This is a genomic window from Bartonella sp. AC70YNML, from assembly GCF_042196545.1.
In the GTDB taxonomy this organism is placed as follows: Bacteria; Pseudomonadota; Alphaproteobacteria; order Rhizobiales; family Rhizobiaceae; genus Bartonella.
The window spans coordinates 51,706-69,641 of record NZ_JBHIQK010000009.1 but is presented as its reverse complement, the minus strand read 5'-3'; the positions used below and the strand labels follow the sequence as shown (position 1 = coordinate 69,641).

Here is a 17,936-nt window from a genome sequence, read left to right as displayed (position 1 = left end):
ATCCGTTGGTGCAAGCCATTTTTAAGGTGATAAAAACTATTTTTTTGTTTTTTCAAACTGATTTGTTAACATAAAATAAAATACTTTGAATAATGAAGAACATTTTGCCTCTCTTTAAAAGTAAACAAGAGGTATTGTAAAAATAATATTTTCATGCTCTCTTATTCTTGAATGTCGCGCAAATGGTGTTATCATAATTTCTTATAAACCCTTAAGATTCCTGTTAGAATTTATTATGATTATACGCCATCTTAGCGAAAATATTATTAATCAAATCGCCGCTGGTGAAGTTATTGAACGACCAGCAAATGTTGTCAAAGAACTTGTTGAAAACGCTATTGATGCTGATGCAACGCGCATTGAAATCATTACAGCAAATGGTGGAAAAAATTTTATCAAAGTTAGTGATAATGGTTGTGGGATTCCTGCAGATCAGTTAACTCTAGCAGTTTCTCGTCATTGTACCTCAAAGATTACCGATGATGTACACAATATCTGCTTCCTTGGGTTTAGAGGAGAAGCCCTCCCCTCTATTGGTTCTGTTGCAAAACTTAAACTCACTTCACGAACAAAAAATGCTGAGAGCGCTGCTGAAATTTCCGTTACTGCAGGAAAAATTGTAGGTCCCAAGCCAGCTGCTGCAAATCCTGGAACAATTGTTGAAGTTCGTGATCTTTTCTTTGTCACACCGGCACGATTAAAATTTATGAAAACTGATCGGGCTGAAACAAATGCTATTAGCGATATGATTAAGCGAATTGCTATCGCATTTCCACATATCCGCTTTTCTCTTTCAGGACTAGACAGAACTTCTATAGAACTGTCTGCTACAGAAAATAATACTCAAGGACAATTACAACGTATTACGCAAATTATGGGAAAGGAATTCGCCCCTAATAGCATTGCACTGAATGCTGAACGCGAAGCAGTGCGCTTAACAGGTTTTGCTTGCTTGCCATCTTTTAACCGAAATAACAGCCTACATCAATTTGCTTATGTTAATGGGCGTCCCGTGCGTGATAAATTTCTATGGAGTGCACTCCGAGGTGCTTATGCTGATGTTATGCCCCGTGATCGTTATCCTGTCGCTATTCTTTTTATTGATCTCCCACCTGCTGAAGTAGATGTTAATGTTCACCCAGCTAAAGCTGATGTACGATTCCGTGATCCAGGATTAATTCGTGGTTTAATTGTTGGAGCTATTCGTGAAGCATTGCAGCAATCTGGTATTCGTCCAACTTCAACCCGTTCTGAAGCAATGCTTACTGCATTTCAAACACAACAACCATTGGCACAACAACCATTAGGCAATTTTAAGAACACGCACCTGTTCTCTTCTTATAACCCACAGCCTCATCATTTTACCAGCGCTTCAATGGTTCACAAACCCCTAGATATTACTAGCTCTTTTGATTTAAAAGAAGATGCTACTCCTATTATGGAGGGCTTAAATATACCAAGTGGAGATGCATACATTCCAAGCACTATACCTTCATCAGAAGAGTTATCTTATCCACTAGGAGCGGCCAGAGCACAAATTCATAAAAACTATATTATCGCCCAAACACAAGATAGTTTGATCATTGTCGATCAGCATGCAGCTCATGAACGATTAGTTTATGAAGCACTCAAAAATGCACTTTATTCCAAACCACTTCCTTCACAGTTATTACTTATTCCTGAAATTGTAGAACTCTCTGAAGAGGATGCAACATGCCTTTTAACGCATAAAGATGCTTTGCAAAAATTTGGATTAGGAATAGAATCATTTGGACCAGGAGCAATTGTTGTGCGTGAAACCCCTTCCATGTTAGGAGAGATCAACGTCCAAGCTCTTATTAAAGATCTTGCAGATGAAGCCGCTGAGTATGATACAACAAACAATTTAAAAGCAATGCTTGATTATGTTGCAGCAACGATGGCCTGTCACGGCTCAATACGGTCAGGGCGCCTTTTACGCCCCGAAGAAATGAACACACTATTACGACAAATGGAGGCAATACCTAATACAAGTACATGTAATCATGGACGCCCTACTTATATTGAACTCAAATTGGCAGATATAGAACGGCTTTTTGGCAGAAAATAAGCTCTTCATCATTTTTACAAGAAAAATATTTTAAAATTAACTCTCGACTTTATAATATATTTTATGGCACTTTTCTTGAATCTCTTGTATCAAGTAAAAAGGAGTTATAATGTTTCCCAATGGTGAACGTGAAGCAAAAATTCATTATTCTAATAACGGATATGACATTATAGAATATGGTACCTATACCATTTGTGCTGTTAGCGGGCAAAAAATCCCTATAGATGATTTAAAATATTGGAATCATCACCGCCAAGAAGCATATGCTAGTTGTGAAATATCCTATCAGCGTGAACTTGAGTGCAACCCATATCTCAAGCAATTATTAAAAACAAAAGAAAAATAACCCCTCGAAAGCTACAAATTTAGCCTTTGCCTTTTAGACAAGAAAATTCAAGGGAACGTTTTCTAAAGCGGGTCATGACCTCTTCAAGGACCATACGACAGAAGTCTTTTTGAACAAAATCGACATTCACATCAAAGACAATAAGATTTTTCAAACCTTTTTGCGTGTGAATTGTCTGTATACGGATATAATCTTTAGCTGTTGTTGCTAGCCATAAATTGTGCATTTTAGCCTTTTGTATAAGGCTTTTTAAATTTTTATCTGTGAAAAAATAGTGGTCTGGATATATGTAAGTTTGCACCACATGACCGGACAATTCTTTAATAGATTTAAAAAATTTATCTGGATTGCCAATACCAGCAAATGCCAAAAATGATTTTCCTGAAACCTCATCAGAGGCACTGGCTTTAAGATGAGCACGATATAAAGGCTTTCCAGTACGCGAAACAAGAAAAGCGACATTATCAGGCGCATCGGAATGACCAATCAATAAAACACTATCCATAAAAGAAAACTGCGTTTTTAATGGTACGCGCAAAGGTCCTGCTGGAAAGACAGCTCCATTACCAAAACCGCGCATCGCATCAACAACGAGTAACGCATAATCCATATAAAGACGGCGACTTTGAAATCCGTCATCCATTAAAATAAGATTACATCCCTCTTGTTTAAGCCGTTGTGCTGCTGCATAACGATTAGGTGATACAGCTACAAAAGCATGCTGTGCAAGTAAAAGTGCCTCATCTCCGACACTATATGGAGTATCATATTTCTCATTTACAAGATGTACCCCTTTAACTGATCCACCATAACCACGAGATACAATACCAGGTACAAAACCAAGTTCTTTAGCCACTTTTGTAAAAGCAATAACAACCGGCGTTTTACCCGCACCGCCACATGTAAAATTTCCAATACACAAAACTGGCAGATCAATCACGGGAGGCTGTCTTGTCATAAAACGACTTGAAAAATAACCATACCCCCATGAAACTGGAGCTAACACAAAACGCAAAAAGCTTTTATTTTTCCACCAAAAACGAGGGGCGCTAATATGCATATCTACCCTGACGCTGACGTAAACCTGTTTGTATTACAAGGGGTTGTAAAAATGGATCTAAAATCTTTAATGTGCGCTCAAATGCACCTGCCATACCTGTCGCCACTTCATGAGCCTTATCAACCATTTCTTGCCGCAATGTTTCATTTGTTAAAAGCTTATACACCTGAATAGCAAGCTGTTTTGTATCTTGAACCATATATGCCGCATCATGTGTTAGAAATTGTTTGAACATCTCTTGAAAATTTGAAACATGGGGCCCTGTCAAAATAGCGGAACCAAGCAAAGCCAATTCCAATGGATTGTGTCCACCATTTCCACATAACGATTTACCAACGAAAGAAACTTTCGATAAGCGAAGAAAAAGTCCCATTTCTCCAATGGTATCTCCCCATAAAATATCGGTATTCATGTTTGGAACAGCATCTCTACTCCTACGAATAAAACTTAACCCCTTATTATCGCATTTTCTGATAAGATCTTCTGAACGTTCAGGATGACGAGGCACAATAATTGTTAATAAATCTGGCAAATAATTTTTAACAATTTTATGGACCTCAAAAGCAATCTCCTCTTCCCCTTCATGCGTTGAAACAGCAGCCCAAACTGGGCGATTGCCGATAGCATTACGATAACGTGCAAGCAATTCTTGATTTTCAACCAGAAAAACATCAGCCTTGAGATTACCAGAAAACGTAACAGATTTTACGCCAAGTGTATGGTAATAAGCTACATCTCTTTCATTTTGACCAATCGCCAAATCAATATCCTTAAAAATATGTTTGGCAAGAACACGTCGTTTTTGCCAAGCTTTAAAAGAACGTTCAGACATATGGGCATTAACCAAAATCTGCGGAATACGCATTTTTGCAAGTTCTTTAATACGAAGAGGCCAAATTTCTGATTCACAAATTAAGACGAGATCAGGCTTCCAATGACGAATAAAACGGCGCACTGCAAAATCTAAATCCAAAGGAGCATATTGATGAATCAACCGATGACCAAAATGTTTTTTTACAAGAGTGGAAGATGTCACCGTCCCAGTTGTTAATAACACATTGATTTTTAATGATAAAATATAATCAATAAGTGGAACAAGCGCAAGTGTTTCTCCAACACTTGCTGCATGCAACCAAACTAACGAACCTTGGGGACGGGCATGAGAACTTTTGCCTAAACGCTCTTTTTTGCGACACCACTCTTCTTTTCCACGGATAGAACGAAAAAATAAATAAAAAGGAATAACAGGACATAAGCAAAAACCAATTATTCGATAGGTTAAAAGAGCCGCATGTGCCTTTAATTCTACCATTTAAAATCACCTCATCCAGCTATTTTAAGATATCTATATACTTATTTTGTTAAAAAATTCATCAACACTATTGGGTGCATCAATTATTTTAAATACCACACGTATCTTGGATAAAAAACGCTTCCGCCATGAGAAAACTCAATACACAAAGAAAAAAGAAACGTAATTTTATCCCACGTTTTTTCAAAAATCTTCCTATAAGAATAACATATACACATTATTTGAATTCCCTTTAATGAAGTTTTTTCAATTATATCGATTTATCATTTCAATTTGCACCCTATAAAAAATTTACTCAAAAATAACAAAACTACAATTCAGTTGATTATAATTTTGAAAATATAAATGATAAACCTATGACATAGATTGTATCAATTTTTTCAACTCACTGAATAAATACTTCTTATGATTTTAGTGAGACTTTGAATTTTGCACGTTGGTATTTTAGAGAAAAAGCTTATTTTTACATATGTTAGGTATTGTCAATTTTTCAAAAAATAGCCCATATAGACATTACAACCTAATATAAATACAACAAATAAAATGTGTTTAAAAGGAAGCTCAATCTCTATTATTTCATTTTAATAAAATGAATATGTCAAACTAATCTTAAAAAACTTTTGAATAGTATAGAGTCTTCATTTTAAATTGTGATATAATCTCTTAAAGGTAATCCAGAAAAATCTAATCTCGTTTAATAAAGAATTTCTTAAAAGTCTTAAAGCAATTTAAATAAGAATGTTCAAAATTTTAAATCCTCTCTTTTCAGGAGGTCGCATGATATATTATTCCTTTTAAGATTGTATATCATCAACACAAAATGATTAACTTATAGATTGTAGTTTTAAATGAGTACTCAAGAAACCCTTATGAGGTAAGTTAACTTCATAAATCTATCCAGTTTCTCTAAGTTTCTAATTTTGATAAAGTTTCTAACGACTTTCATGGTTTCTAAGCTTATAGTAATAACTCGTTGAAAAAGTTCCAATAGATAAATAACGAGTGCTAATAATCTCAACAGAGTAGTAATTGGTATCATTAATAATGCTACTCTTTTTATTAATCTTAACGCATTAGTGTCTCATACCTCATTCAAAAGCAGAGTGACTATTCACAATATAATCATAAACTTCGAGTGATAGCTGTCATGATAATATTGCTGTTGTAAATAGGTTGATAGAAACTGTCTTGCATTTTTATTAAGCGTAAAGATGGTGGTGCAATAATGGATTTATACCTTGCGCGATTAGAAGAAATGGGAGTGATATCGACTGATCAAAACTACTGTGGACCACGGCATTCGCGGCCTTTTGACCGGCATCGCAGCGGATTTGTTTTAGCGGAGAGCGCAGGTCTGTTCGTTATTGAAAAATTATCTAACGTACTGGCGCGGCAGCGTGAGCCATTGGCCTATTTATTGGGTTACGGCGGTGCACTTTGCGCACAGCATATTGTAGCGCCGCATAAAGATGATCTCGAAATGCAACTGTCGATGGAGCGGGCCATCGAATATACGGATGTTGACCGTACCGCTATTGATTTTGTGAATACACATGGGACATCGACAGTACAAAATGATCAGCACGAAGCCAGTGCAATCAGAACGGTTTTTGGCGCGCACAACCCGGCGATTGTGGCGACAAAATCTTGGCACGGGCATCTGATTACTGCTGCCGGTGCGATGGAAATTTTGGGTGTACTGGTTTCTTTTCGGAACAATGTTTTGCCCAAAATTTTGAATTGTGATGAAATCGATCCTCAATTGCCTGCTGGCATTGCGCTTGTGAGGGAGCATCAGTACCGACCGCTTAAATACGCATTGAAAAACTCTTTTGGTATGGGTGGTGGCGCAAGCAGCTTGGTTTTAGGGAATCCACAATATCTGTAAGGGACACCTCATGCTAACAATATATTCTTTATTAGAAAGAAACTGGCAAGTGATTTGTCATCACAGTCATTATTCGGCAGAGGATGTCACCATGATGACAAAAGGGTGTGCAGATACCGTAGTTAGATATTTTCGTGATCGCCCGCAAAAGGAGAAAAATAAGTTGTTTGTTTTTGTGATTAGAAATAATTTCGAAGGTCTAATCAGCTATTTTGTTGCGTCTGTGCTAAAATTGAAAGCTTGGATCGTCAGTATTCATGATTTAGACATTGTTGATATGCTGGTTGATGCCAATTGCATTGCGGCTGTTGTAATAAGCCATGAAGTTAGGAATATTAGTATCATCAGTCACCGGATTAATATCGCGTTTGATCACTGTTTTTCAACTGTGAACGAAAATCTGGCTGATTTTACAGCATATCCGTGCGCGCATTTCTATTTTTGTACCTCCAGAACAACCAGTAAGCCCAAGTTGATTCAATATCATGAAAATATTCTGATTGAGAATGCCCTCGCGGTGAGCCAATCTCTTGGACTAAGTAATGAAGATTGCTCATTGTGTTATTTCCCCGTGCAGTATATGTATGGTCTCTCTACTATGCTATGTGCCTTCTTATTGGATAGCAAACTGGTATTTGAAAAATTTCAAATAAGTAATTTCAAATAAGTAATATTGGTGAACTCGTTTCGCACTATAGCATTGCCAACTTGCCTTTAATCGGTGACTGGATGCTGGCAGTAAGCGACATTTTTACCAAAAGCCGAATCCATGTGCAAAATATCTTGAATGCATCCGACCGTTTGCTCACCGTACAAGCATCGGGTATCCTCTCATCATGTACGACGTTATGGAATAACTTCGGTCAGACCGAATCCGGACCGCGCTTGTTTAATAATAAGATCTGCTCGCTACGCGATATTGAAAGAACCAGTAAATATGGCGTTGTAGCGCCGGGTAAGGCTTTGGTGAGTGATATAAAAATTGATTTGCGCCCCATTGATCGGGCGGATTCTTCTGATTCAGTGCGCCGTATGTTTTATAAAACGCCTTTCGCGTGTGATGGTTATGTTGATAGTTCCTTGAAATTAAAGCCGCGTGATGAATGGTTTGATTCCGGCGACCTGTTTGTTAAAGATGAATCCGAATGCTATTACTGGATAGCCAGAGCCGTTAATGAGTTTAAACACAATGGTAAGTTTATCCCAGTTCAACTGATTTCAAATGACATTATTAAGTGTGCTGGATGTTTAAGACATTACTTTTCAAAAGCACAGAACGGAGATCTTTATCTCAACCTTGATATGTCGGCAAATAGTGAGCAGGTTAAAGCCATTACTAAACTATTGACTGATAAATGGTATCAGTATGCATTTAAAGTAAATATCAGAAAAATTGCCACGACAAATACAGGGAAAATAAAATGTACCGTGTAGATAAAGCTCATGGTATGAGCAGAGTGTATGTTAATCGCCGTGCAAACAATTATCTGTGCATTGTGAGCCATTCTTTTTATACCTATTTTTTAGCTATTGATAGGCTTCATCGTTATTTGCCTGTATTGATGAGGCGTACATCGAGAATGATATTCAGCGTGAAATGGCGAAGGTGCTTTTTGTCGATATATTTAAATGGATTCTGCCAGATGTAAAGATGTCACACAGTTCTATGAGCCATGGACGGAGTGAAAGTATTATGTTGGTTAATAACGATCCGCGGATTCAGTCTGTCGGGGTTGATATCGAATTTATTGAGAAAAAACTACCGAGGCCATTTATGCTAGATTACTGTGAAAAATGCGCGGACTTTCCAGCAGGGCAGATGCTGGACAATCTGCTATGCACTACGATATTTAGTTGCATGGAGAGCTTGTATAAGGCATTATGCGCCATCTCGGCGTGCACTTTTGATATAAATGATAGCGATCGATTATGCGTTGAAGGACATATTGAACGCATTAATGAGGCCTACCGTATTCACTGTAAGGCTAGCACATATGACAATGGAAAGGCCGTTTTTGCGCAGGTAATCATCATGGTCAGTAAAGTCTACTTCCTTGGCTCGTGTTCTCAGAAAGTCGCTCTTCCATTACTAGGCGATTTATGTAAGATTTCCTCCATAACCGGAGATTCTTGTACTTTTTCCTTTAATGCGCATCACCCGCTTTTTGAGGAACATTTCCCCTCCCGCACCGTATGTCCTGGTTCACTATTGATTGAGATGGTTCTGGCTTTAGCCACGCAGGATAGGACGAAAAATATCGCATCTGTTGCGCTAAAAAAAGTAAAGTTCATTGAAGCAGTTTATCCGGGAGATACCTATCAGTTGACCATTAAACAGGATACAGAGTGTGAACCGGGTGGCGTTTTTTATATTCATACGGAAACTAAAAAACGAAGCACTTGCGGTAAGTTTTCTATCAAATATAAAAAGGAGGATGCACCATGTTTAACATAATAATCTCTTTTATTCCGTGGAGTATTTACTCCTGGGTTATCAATGGAAACGTTTTAACTCTGGTCGAACGCTCTCTCATCTTAACTGTGATTTTATTGTTCATTATTGCTGTAAATATTAAAATTATCCGACAGGGAGAACCCGTGATGATTACTAACATTCTGACATTTATTGTCCTGTTTGTTAATTATTTCGCTGGATGGTCTACACTTTTACTGAACTACCCCACAGTTTTTTGCTATCTGTCACTTGCTCTGGTTTCATTGATTAGCTTGCTGGTAAAGAAACCCTTTACCATTTTTTATGCCAGTGCTAGTGTTTCTGAAGAAAAACGCAAACATATCCTATTTTATCTCATCAATAAATATATTACATGTATTTGGGTAATCATCTTTTTTGCCAATGGTCTTCTAGTGGCTTTTTTTACATGGACCCCCCAGATTTGGTTAATCACTATGGGTTTAATTTGTGCTGGTATTCTTTTTTCTAAATATCTTCCTAACATCATGCAATATTTTTATCGCATCAAACATCATGGAGCATAATATGTCATTGTTTAACATTCTGACCGGAACCCCTTTATGGGCTTGGATTTTGCTTATTTTTCTCATCGCGAGGGGAATAATCGCATTGAAAGATAGGGAAACGAAGGTTTACCGCCTTTTTCTCTTGCCGTTAGTCTTTCTTTTTTTGGGTGCAAGCGATGTGATTAACCAGCTGGCCTTCCCGCGCTGGGGAGCAGTCTCAATGTTGGCAGGGCTGATGATCGGCTTTGGCGTTGGATGGTTGCTCTGGCGTGCTACTGCGCGTTTAAAAATCAAAGAGGGAACGGATTTCATTATTCTGCCTGGTACGCCGTTGACGCTGACATTTATTCTTATCGCTTTTGTCATCAAATTCACATTGATTGTTTTTCTCAAGGTTGTACCTGATTTGAAATATGCATTTGATTTTAACCTTCTTTTTGGTCTTTTAAGTGGGTTTACTGGTGGTGTGTTGTGGGGCGGCACATTAAATTTATATATAGCATTTCGAAAGAATCCAAATTAATCCCTATACCATTAGCTGTGGGTGCTTCCCATTAGAACTATCTCAATAGAAGCTTATTCCTAACAACAACGCTGCATACAAATGCAGCGTTGCCTCGTAGTTTCAGATTTTTTTATCCCAGCGCGTGAATAGGTGAGGGAAGTGATATATCTGACTATGCTCTCTTGGGGGAAGAGCGAGCCTAAAGGTTTAGAATGCTATGAGTTTGAGCTATCTGGACTTTGAGCAGATGGTTTATCGCTCATGGGAAATCATTTTGTTTTACGATTCAAAAAGAGGATAGTGATGGTCTCATTGGCGTAGGTGGGCAAGAAAACTGTTAGCTTGGCAATGCGTCAACAATTTGTAGAACTATGTTGTGGAACCCCTACGCAAAGCGGTTGCTATGATGGCATGATGCTTTTGTCAAGCATTATGATATGGTAGGAACCGGTGTTTAAGGGTGCAACTGCGGTCACTGTACGATCCAGTAGCATTACGTCTGAGTATTTAGGAGCGGTAGACTCTGTACAGGCTACGCGTACGATATGTGAAGCACGCTTGTGGGAATTAGTGTGCCATTATTGCGTTGTGCATGCAACCCTCTAGCTAGTACTTCATTGGTAAGGTTGTTTTTTGAAGCTGATTAATTATCTGTGTGTTTTTTAAGAGAACGTTAGCACTGATGTATCGCGTGCCGTACCAAGAAATCTTCCAAAAAACTCGTAAAGGTGCATTGCACTTCTCCTTTGAGAATTTGGCATCTCCTCTTAGCTTAATACGTTCTCATTATGATATAAACCCCTTGGTTCTCCTGAACACCCGCTTGTCATGCGTTTTTCTCCTAAAGCTCAAGTGAAATGTTATGAATGGTTAGAGCATCTTCATAAAGAGGCAAAAGGAGGTAGTTACTCAGAAAGCTTACAAGCGCATCTTTTAAAAATGCCTAAGACCATAGCAAGTCTTGCATTGATTTTTGAACTTCTTGACGGTGGTCGTTTAGAAATTGGACTCTATGCCATCACAACAGCGTTGCGTTGGACAAGTTATCTGTTAAGCCATGCCAAACGTCTTTATACAGCGCATGATACATTAACAGCAGAAAGTGCAAAATTAATTGTCGAGCGTTGTGATCATTTGCCCGATGTCTTTACTTTACGCGATATTCATCAAAGAAATTGGACCTCTTTAAAAGACAATCAAGCCGTTAAACAAGCTATAGAGCTTTTATGCCGTTGTAACTATATTCGTGAAATCTCTGAAGATAATACCCCTAAAAGCGGTCGACCTACCATACGTTATGAATGGAATCCTTTAGTGAAAAGCCATAAGACATCACACTGAGTCATTAACCCTTGTATTTCATAGAGTGAACCTTCAAAGAACGCCTTATCTATGAGTTTTGAGTATTTTGAGGGTTCCTTTTACCCCCCCTTTATATATTTATTTTTCAATCAAAAAATAAAAGTCATTATATTTCAATATATTAGCATTTTAAAGATACAATCTATATAAAAACATAACACGTAAATACAATCTATAATATATATTTAAAGGGATTTTGAAGGTATTTTGAGAGTTTGAGAAACCTTCAAAACTTCTCTATAAAATGCATCAAAGTACTCATTATGATATTTTAAAGCACTTATCGAATTTGTCTTTTTTCATAAAACAAATAGCAAATTTTACTATTCTGCTGATCTTACGTTGTGTCATGGGCTGTGGATAAACAGCCTTTAAAAACCCCTTTTGAAAAAATTTATCCGTTTTTTCGCATTTTTCTACATTTTTTTCACCATTTGCTCAAAATGGATTTAATAAGCTTCATTTCGATTCTTTTGAAGAGAATTAATCTGTATCGTAGATAGTTATGGAGTTTATTCTTTATGCTTCGCTCTCATCATTCTGATAATGAACAATTCACTTTACGCTCCCTTTTACAATCCTATCGTGAACAGGCAACATCAAATGCTCTACGGGGGAAAGTGTTTGAAGATTTTGTGACAAAATATCTTATGTATGACCCTCTCCACTATGGGAGATACGAAAAAGTTGAGAGCTATTATGAATGGGCTAAAGAGCGTGAAGATTGGAATAAAAATGATATCGGCATTGATCTGGTTGCCAAGCTTCGTCATCAAGAGAGCTATGTCGCTATTCAATGTAAGTTTTATCAAGCAGATCATCAGATCAGTAAAAAGGATATTGATAGCTTTATCGCGGCATCTGGAAAAGACATCTTTAAATATCGTCTTCTCGTTGACAGCACGGAAGTGGAATTAAGTGACAATGTGAATGCTATGATTAAAGGACAAGCGATACCCGTTTATCGTATTGACCTTCGTCATATGGAAAACAGTCGGATAGATTGGCAAATATTTGCAACAAAAAAAGAAGTGGTTTTGAAATCAACAAAAAAGCCTCGTCCCCATCAAGAAGAAGCCATCAAGAAAGTCTGTGAAGGTTTACAAGAAGCAGACCGTGGCAAGCTGATTATGGCATGTGGAACGGGCAAAACTTTCACCAGTTTGAAGATAGCAGAAACCCTTGCTGGGAAAGGCAAGCGTGTTTTGTTTCTAGTGCCTTCTCTGGCTTTAGTCTCGCAAACAATCCGTGAATGGACAGCCGATGCACAAATCCCGTTGCGTTCTTTTGCTGTGTGTTCGGATACGAAAGTAGGAAAGCGTCGTAAAAATCAAGATGATATTATAGGCATGGAAACATCAGATCTTGTTCTCCCTGCTACTACGGATGCTCAAGCCCTTGCCAAAGAAGCCCGTGGAAACCTAGCAGATGCAATGACGGTGGTCTTTTCAACCTATCATTCTATCCAAGTGATTTCGGATGCACAAAAAGATCATGGATTACCCGAATTTGATTTGATCATCTGTGATGAAGCACACCGTACGACGGGGGCTTCATTGGGAACTGACGACAATGAATCTGAATTTATCAAGGTTCATGATAACAGCATCATTTGGGGCAAAAAACGTCTGTATATGACAGCAACGCCTCGTATCTTTAGTGACACTGCTAAAAGGCGCGCTGATGAGATTAATGCTGTTTTGGCATCTATGGATGATGAAACCCTTTTTGGTAAACAACTCCATCATTATACCTTCGCGGAAGCTGTCGATAATGAACTGTTAACCCCTTACAAGATTGTGGTCTTGGGAATTGATGAAACCTATATCACACCAGCCATACAAGAGATTATTGCCAATGAAAACCGTGAAATTGATTTAGATGATGCGGCAAAAATTATTGGCTGTTATAGAGCACTGACTAAAATAGATAAGCAAGCCGCTGTTGATGATGATGATACAGAGCCCATGCAATGTGCTTTAGCTTTTTGCAAAGATATCAACACCTCTCAATATATCACAAAGCTCTTCAATAAAATTATCAAATCTCATATTGATGATTTCCTTCAAACCGTTCCCTTTCTAAACTGTGAAGTAAGACATATTGACGGAACGCAAAGCGTCAAAAAACGCAATGAGGAATTGGATTGGCTTAAAGAAGATGCGGGTCAAAATGTTTGTCGGATCTTAAGCAATGTTCGGTGTCTGTCTGAAGGGATTGATGTCCCTGCTCTTGATGCCATCATGTTTTTACACCCGCGTAATAGCCAAGTGGATGTGATACAGGCGGTAGGACGTGTGATGCGTCGTGCTCCAAATAAGAAAACAGGTTATATCATTTTACCCATTATCATTCCTTCACACTTAGAAGCCAAAAAGGCTTTAAAAAATAATAAGAGGTATCGTGTTGTTTGGCAAGTTTTGCATGCTTTACATTCTCATGATGAAAGGCTTGCACGAACAATTAATCAAATGTCTTTAGGACAAGATAGCAGCCATACGATTGAGATTATAGAAATTAAACGAGCCGATGAATTAAAAGAACTCACCACAACGATTGATGAGATCTCAATCCAATCAAAAGCAGAAAGTTCTGGACGCACGATTGGAACAGCAGAAAGCAAATCTCAATCGGTATCTGGAGGACAAGGAGACTTATTCCGCCGTTCTGAATTTTTTGATTTTGTCAAAGCCATTTTTCTGGATAGTTTTAAAATCACGGATTATTGGGGCATATGGGCGAACAATGTTGCTGAGATTGCTCAAAACCATATCAATCATCTTAAAGATATGATTTCCGATGAAAAGAGTGAAGCCTTTCACGCCTTTGATGCTTTTCATAAGGAATTAAAGAACAACGTCAACAGTGAAATCAAGCAAGAGGAAGCGATTGAGATGCTTGCACAACATTTTATCACGCGTCCCGTGTTTGAAGCCTTGTTTGAAGGCAATAAATTTGTACAGAACAATGCTATTTCGCAAGCAATGGACAAGATCTTAACTAAACTGGATAAAACCAATATCGAAGAGAAAACGAAAGATCTTGATAAATTTTACAAAAGTGTCACGTTCTATACAGCAGGCATTACTGAAACTCATGCCAAACAGAATCTTATTATCAAGCTTTATGAAAGTTTTTTTGCCAAGGCATTTAAGAAAACCACGGATAGGCTTGGGATTGTTTATACGCCCGTTGAAGTCGTTGATTTTATCATTCATTCTGTTGATGATGTGTTGCGTAATGAGTTTGGAAAAAGCTTAGGGTCACGAGGTGTCTCTATTCTTGACCCTTTCACTGGAACGGGTACCTTTATCACAAGGCTATTACAATCCAATCTCATCAAACCAGAGGATATGGAATACAAGTTCCGTCATGATATCCATGCCAATGAGATTGTCTTACTCGCTTATTACATAGCAGCGATTAACATTGAAACGACGTATCATAGTCTTATGAAAGGTGAATATATTCCTTTCAAGCATATTGGTTTGGCTGATACGTTTCAGACGCTTAAAGAAAAAAACTTGATCGACGGTATACTCAAAGAAAACAGTGAATATTTGGAACATCAGAAAAATCTAAATATTAAAGTTATCTTTGGTAACCCCCCTTATTCAGTAGGACAAAAGAATGAAAACGATAATGCAAAAAACACCCCTTATCCTATCCTAGATAATCGTATTCGTGAAACCTACGCTGCTCAATCTAAAGTAATGAATATACGAGCGCTTTATGATAGTTATATCCGTGCCATTCGCTGGGCTAGTGACCGTATTGATAATGCTGGGGTAATTGGTTTTGTTTCTGGTTCTGGTTATGTAGAAAAGCCAACAATGGACAGTTTACGAAAATCTTTAGCCAAAGAGTTTACAAGTATTTATGTACTTAATTTACGGGGTGATCTTCGCAAAAATATGTTAAGCAACGGGAAAGCTGAAGAAGGAGAGAATGTCTTTGGCAATGGTAGTATGACTGGTATTGCGGTAACGCTATTTATCAAAAATTCTAATGTTTCTGAAGAGTGTAAAATTTATTATCATGATATTGGTAATAATCTTTCCACCGGAAAAAAACTTGAGATGCTTCAATACTTTACTAGTATTGGTGGTATAGCTAATAAATCAAGTTGGCAAATGATTACACCGGATGAACATGGTGATTGGATTAATCAACGTGATAACAGTTTTGAAACATTCTTAGCTATAGGTGATAAAAAACCCCATGGGAAAAAACTCTTTGAAACGTTTTCTCGTGGTATTATGACGAGTCGTGATCTTTGGGTTTATCACTCAAGCTATAAAGCTTTAGCTAACAACATGAGTAATATGATCACGTTCTATAATAAGGAAGTGGAACGTTTTAATAATGCTTATGAACATGTTGATCGCAAGATACGTAAAAATGCTGTAAATAATTTTGTCAATTTGGATGAAAGCAAAATTAGTTGGAGTCATAATCTCAAACGAGACTTGGACAAAGGAAAGACTTTTAACTTTGAAGGTGCTTGCCTTACGCAAAGCCTTTATCGTCCTTTTACACAACAATGGCTTTATTATAATCGGGATTTCAACGACGGTGTTTACCGAATGCCGCGTATATTTCCGATAGAGCAAGGGGTTGATAATAAGGTAATACAGATTTCTACTGTAGGAGCAAGATGTGGTTTTTCTATTTTAATGGCTAAAAATGTACCTGATGTGAATATGGTAGATGGTAGCCAATGCTTTCCACGCTATATTTATGAAGATACTATGGTTTCAAAAGGTAAAAGTGAAAAACAATCCCATTTATTTACAAATTCTACAGAAGACAGCAAAATAGCTGGTTTACAGAGGCGTGATGCCATTACTGATGAAGGATTAGCACATTTTAAAGCTGCTTATCCGAATGAAAAAATCACTAAAGATGATTTGTTCTATTACGTCTACGGATTGTTACATTCGGAAGATTATCGTGCTCGTTATGCTCATAATTTATGCAAAGAATTACCTCGCATTCCTTGCGTAAAGAGTGCTGAGGATTTTTGGAAGTTTGTAACAGCAGGGCGTGAACTAGGTCATTTGCACGTAAATTATGAAGATGTAGAGCCTTATCCAGTAACTTTTAAAAAGGGTAATCCAAAAGTTACAGAGATCTCTAATCCCGAAAAATTCTATTATGTGACTGAAATGCAATTTGCAAAAGCAGGTAAAGAGAAAGATAAATCAACAGTTATTTACAATAGCAATATTACCATAACAGATATCCCTCTTGAAGCTTATGAGTATATCGTTAATGGTAAACCAGCTCTTGAATGGGTTATAGGGCGTCAATGTGTTAAGACCGATAAAAAGAGTGGCATTGTTAATGATGCTAATCGCTATGCTGTTGAAACCATTGGCAACCCTGCCTACCCTCTAGAGTTATTTCAGAGGGTTATTACCGTAAGTTTAGAGACAATGAAAATCGTTAAGAACCTACCAAAACTAGAAATTAGAGAAACTGAATAGACTTGGCTTGCTAAACTCACAAGGGGTATAGAATCTTATAACTATAATCTATACCTCTCTTGTTAAGTTGATTAGATACAATCCTAATATGCGTTATTCTAAAAAAGAAATCATTTCCACTTTTAAATACTCTTATTTTGATTGCTTTAAGACTTTTAAAAAATCCCATCTTAAAGTGAATACGCTTCTTTTACATTGCCTTTAAAAGATTATACCGTAATCTAAAATGATAGCTTTATCCTTTTCAAAAGCTTTGTTTAAACAGAATTATGTATATTCATTTTCTTATATTACTTATAGGTTTTGAAGGTTCTTAAAACCCTCAAAACTAAGTACCATAAAAGTCTTGATAACATTTCTTATGAGTTACAAACTATCTTTTGAAAGGCTTTAAAGGTTATATACTCTCATAAGACATGTTTTAATCATTCACTAAATGATCACTTTTGTCGATTCAATGTACTGACATAAACTGACAAATATATATTTACAGTTGTATTTATTTGTTATGGATGTTTTAATAAGTTGTATTTTGAAAAATTCATAAAACTTAACTTATTGAAATATAATGATTTTAATTTTTTATCATTTAAAAAAAATGATATAGGTTCTAAAAAGAACTGACAAAAATGACAAAAGTTTATTAAAAGGGATTTTGCTCATCTCTATAATTATCATTCTCTCTTTAGATGTTTTCATAAAAAGCAGTAAATCATAATTATCATATATTCTATTTATCATTTCTCTTATGAAAATGGAAAATGATGCCATGGCTATAAAGAACATAACAGCTATAGAGAAAGCAAAAATGCAAATGAAGGCATTTTTTATAAGAGCGTGGTGCTATTAAGGTCGTTTAAATTAAAGCCTCTTATAAACAAAATTCACAAAAAATTTAAAATT

12 protein-coding genes are annotated in these 17,936 nt (G+C 37.0%); 10 read left to right on the top strand and 2 right to left on the bottom strand.

Going from position 1 to position 17,936, the window contains the following annotated elements; translation table 11 throughout:
- Positions 1-235 precede the first annotated feature (235 nt).
- A complete protein-coding gene (gene mutL, locus ACFIMU_RS06985) occupies positions 236-2,089 on the top strand; it encodes a DNA mismatch repair endonuclease MutL (protein WP_375608065.1) in 1,854 nt (617 codons plus the stop codon).
- A gap of 109 nt (positions 2,090-2,198) precedes the next feature.
- The gene (locus tag ACFIMU_RS06980) at positions 2,199-2,435 is read left to right on the top strand and encodes a DUF2093 domain-containing protein (RefSeq protein ID WP_375608064.1); all 237 of its coding nucleotides are present in this window, start codon (positions 2,199-2,201) and stop codon (positions 2,433-2,435) included.
- 19 nt (positions 2,436-2,454) lie between these two features.
- On the opposite strand, the gene lpxK is transcribed toward ACFIMU_RS06980, so the two are convergent.
- Together lpxK and waaA are read right to left on the bottom strand one after the other, a co-directional pair.
- A complete protein-coding gene (gene lpxK, locus ACFIMU_RS06975) occupies positions 2,455-3,495 on the bottom strand; it encodes a tetraacyldisaccharide 4'-kinase (protein ID WP_375609205.1) in 1,041 nt (346 codons plus the stop codon).
- Positions 3,485-4,807: a lipid IV(A) 3-deoxy-D-manno-octulosonic acid transferase gene (gene waaA, locus ACFIMU_RS06970; protein WP_375686726.1), complete on the bottom strand. Its 1,323-nt coding sequence runs from the start codon at positions 4,805-4,807 to the stop codon at positions 3,485-3,487. The genes lpxK and waaA overlap by 11 nt, the downstream gene beginning before the upstream one ends.
- Positions 4,808-6,032: 1,225 nt before the next feature.
- On the opposite strand from waaA, the gene ACFIMU_RS06965 reads away from it, so the two are divergent.
- The 8 genes from ACFIMU_RS06965 to ACFIMU_RS06930 all read left to right on the top strand — a co-directional run bounded on the left by ACFIMU_RS06965 (position 6,033) and on the right by ACFIMU_RS06930 (position 17,033).
- A complete protein-coding gene (locus ACFIMU_RS06965) occupies positions 6,033-6,695 on the top strand; it encodes a hypothetical protein (protein ID WP_375696938.1) in 663 nt (220 codons plus the stop codon).
- Between the two features lie 10 nt (positions 6,696-6,705).
- Positions 6,706-7,362 carry a hypothetical protein gene (locus tag ACFIMU_RS06960; RefSeq protein ID WP_375696937.1) on the top strand — a complete coding sequence of 219 codons (657 nt, stop codon included), beginning with the start codon at positions 6,706-6,708 and terminating at the stop codon, positions 7,360-7,362.
- A 41-nt stretch (positions 7,363-7,403) separates the two neighbouring features.
- Entirely contained in the window at positions 7,404-8,129 is a 726-nt protein-coding gene (locus tag ACFIMU_RS06955) for a hypothetical protein (protein ID WP_375696936.1), read from the top strand.
- A 163-nt stretch (positions 8,130-8,292) separates the two neighbouring features.
- The gene (locus tag ACFIMU_RS06950; protein ID WP_375696935.1) at positions 8,293-9,150 is read left to right on the top strand and encodes a hypothetical protein; all 858 of its coding nucleotides are present in this window, start codon (positions 8,293-8,295) and stop codon (positions 9,148-9,150) included.
- Complete coding sequence (locus ACFIMU_RS06945; RefSeq protein ID WP_375609631.1) at positions 9,138-9,695, top strand: hypothetical protein; 558 nt, start codon at positions 9,138-9,140, stop codon at positions 9,693-9,695. Before ACFIMU_RS06950 ends, ACFIMU_RS06945 begins: the two co-directional genes overlap by 13 nt.
- Position 9,696: 1 nt before the next feature.
- Entirely contained in the window at positions 9,697-10,200 is a 504-nt protein-coding gene (locus ACFIMU_RS06940; RefSeq protein WP_375607526.1) for a hypothetical protein, read from the top strand.
- Positions 10,201-11,010: 810 nt separating this feature from the next.
- The gene (locus tag ACFIMU_RS06935; protein ID WP_375696934.1) at positions 11,011-11,523 is read left to right on the top strand and encodes a DUF3987 domain-containing protein; all 513 of its coding nucleotides are present in this window, start codon (positions 11,011-11,013) and stop codon (positions 11,521-11,523) included.
- A gap of 542 nt (positions 11,524-12,065) precedes the next feature.
- On the top strand, positions 12,066-17,033 hold the full coding sequence (locus tag ACFIMU_RS06930) for a DEAD/DEAH box helicase (RefSeq protein WP_375696933.1): 4,968 nt from the start codon (positions 12,066-12,068) through the stop codon (positions 17,031-17,033).
- Positions 17,034-17,936: the final 903 nt, after the last annotated feature.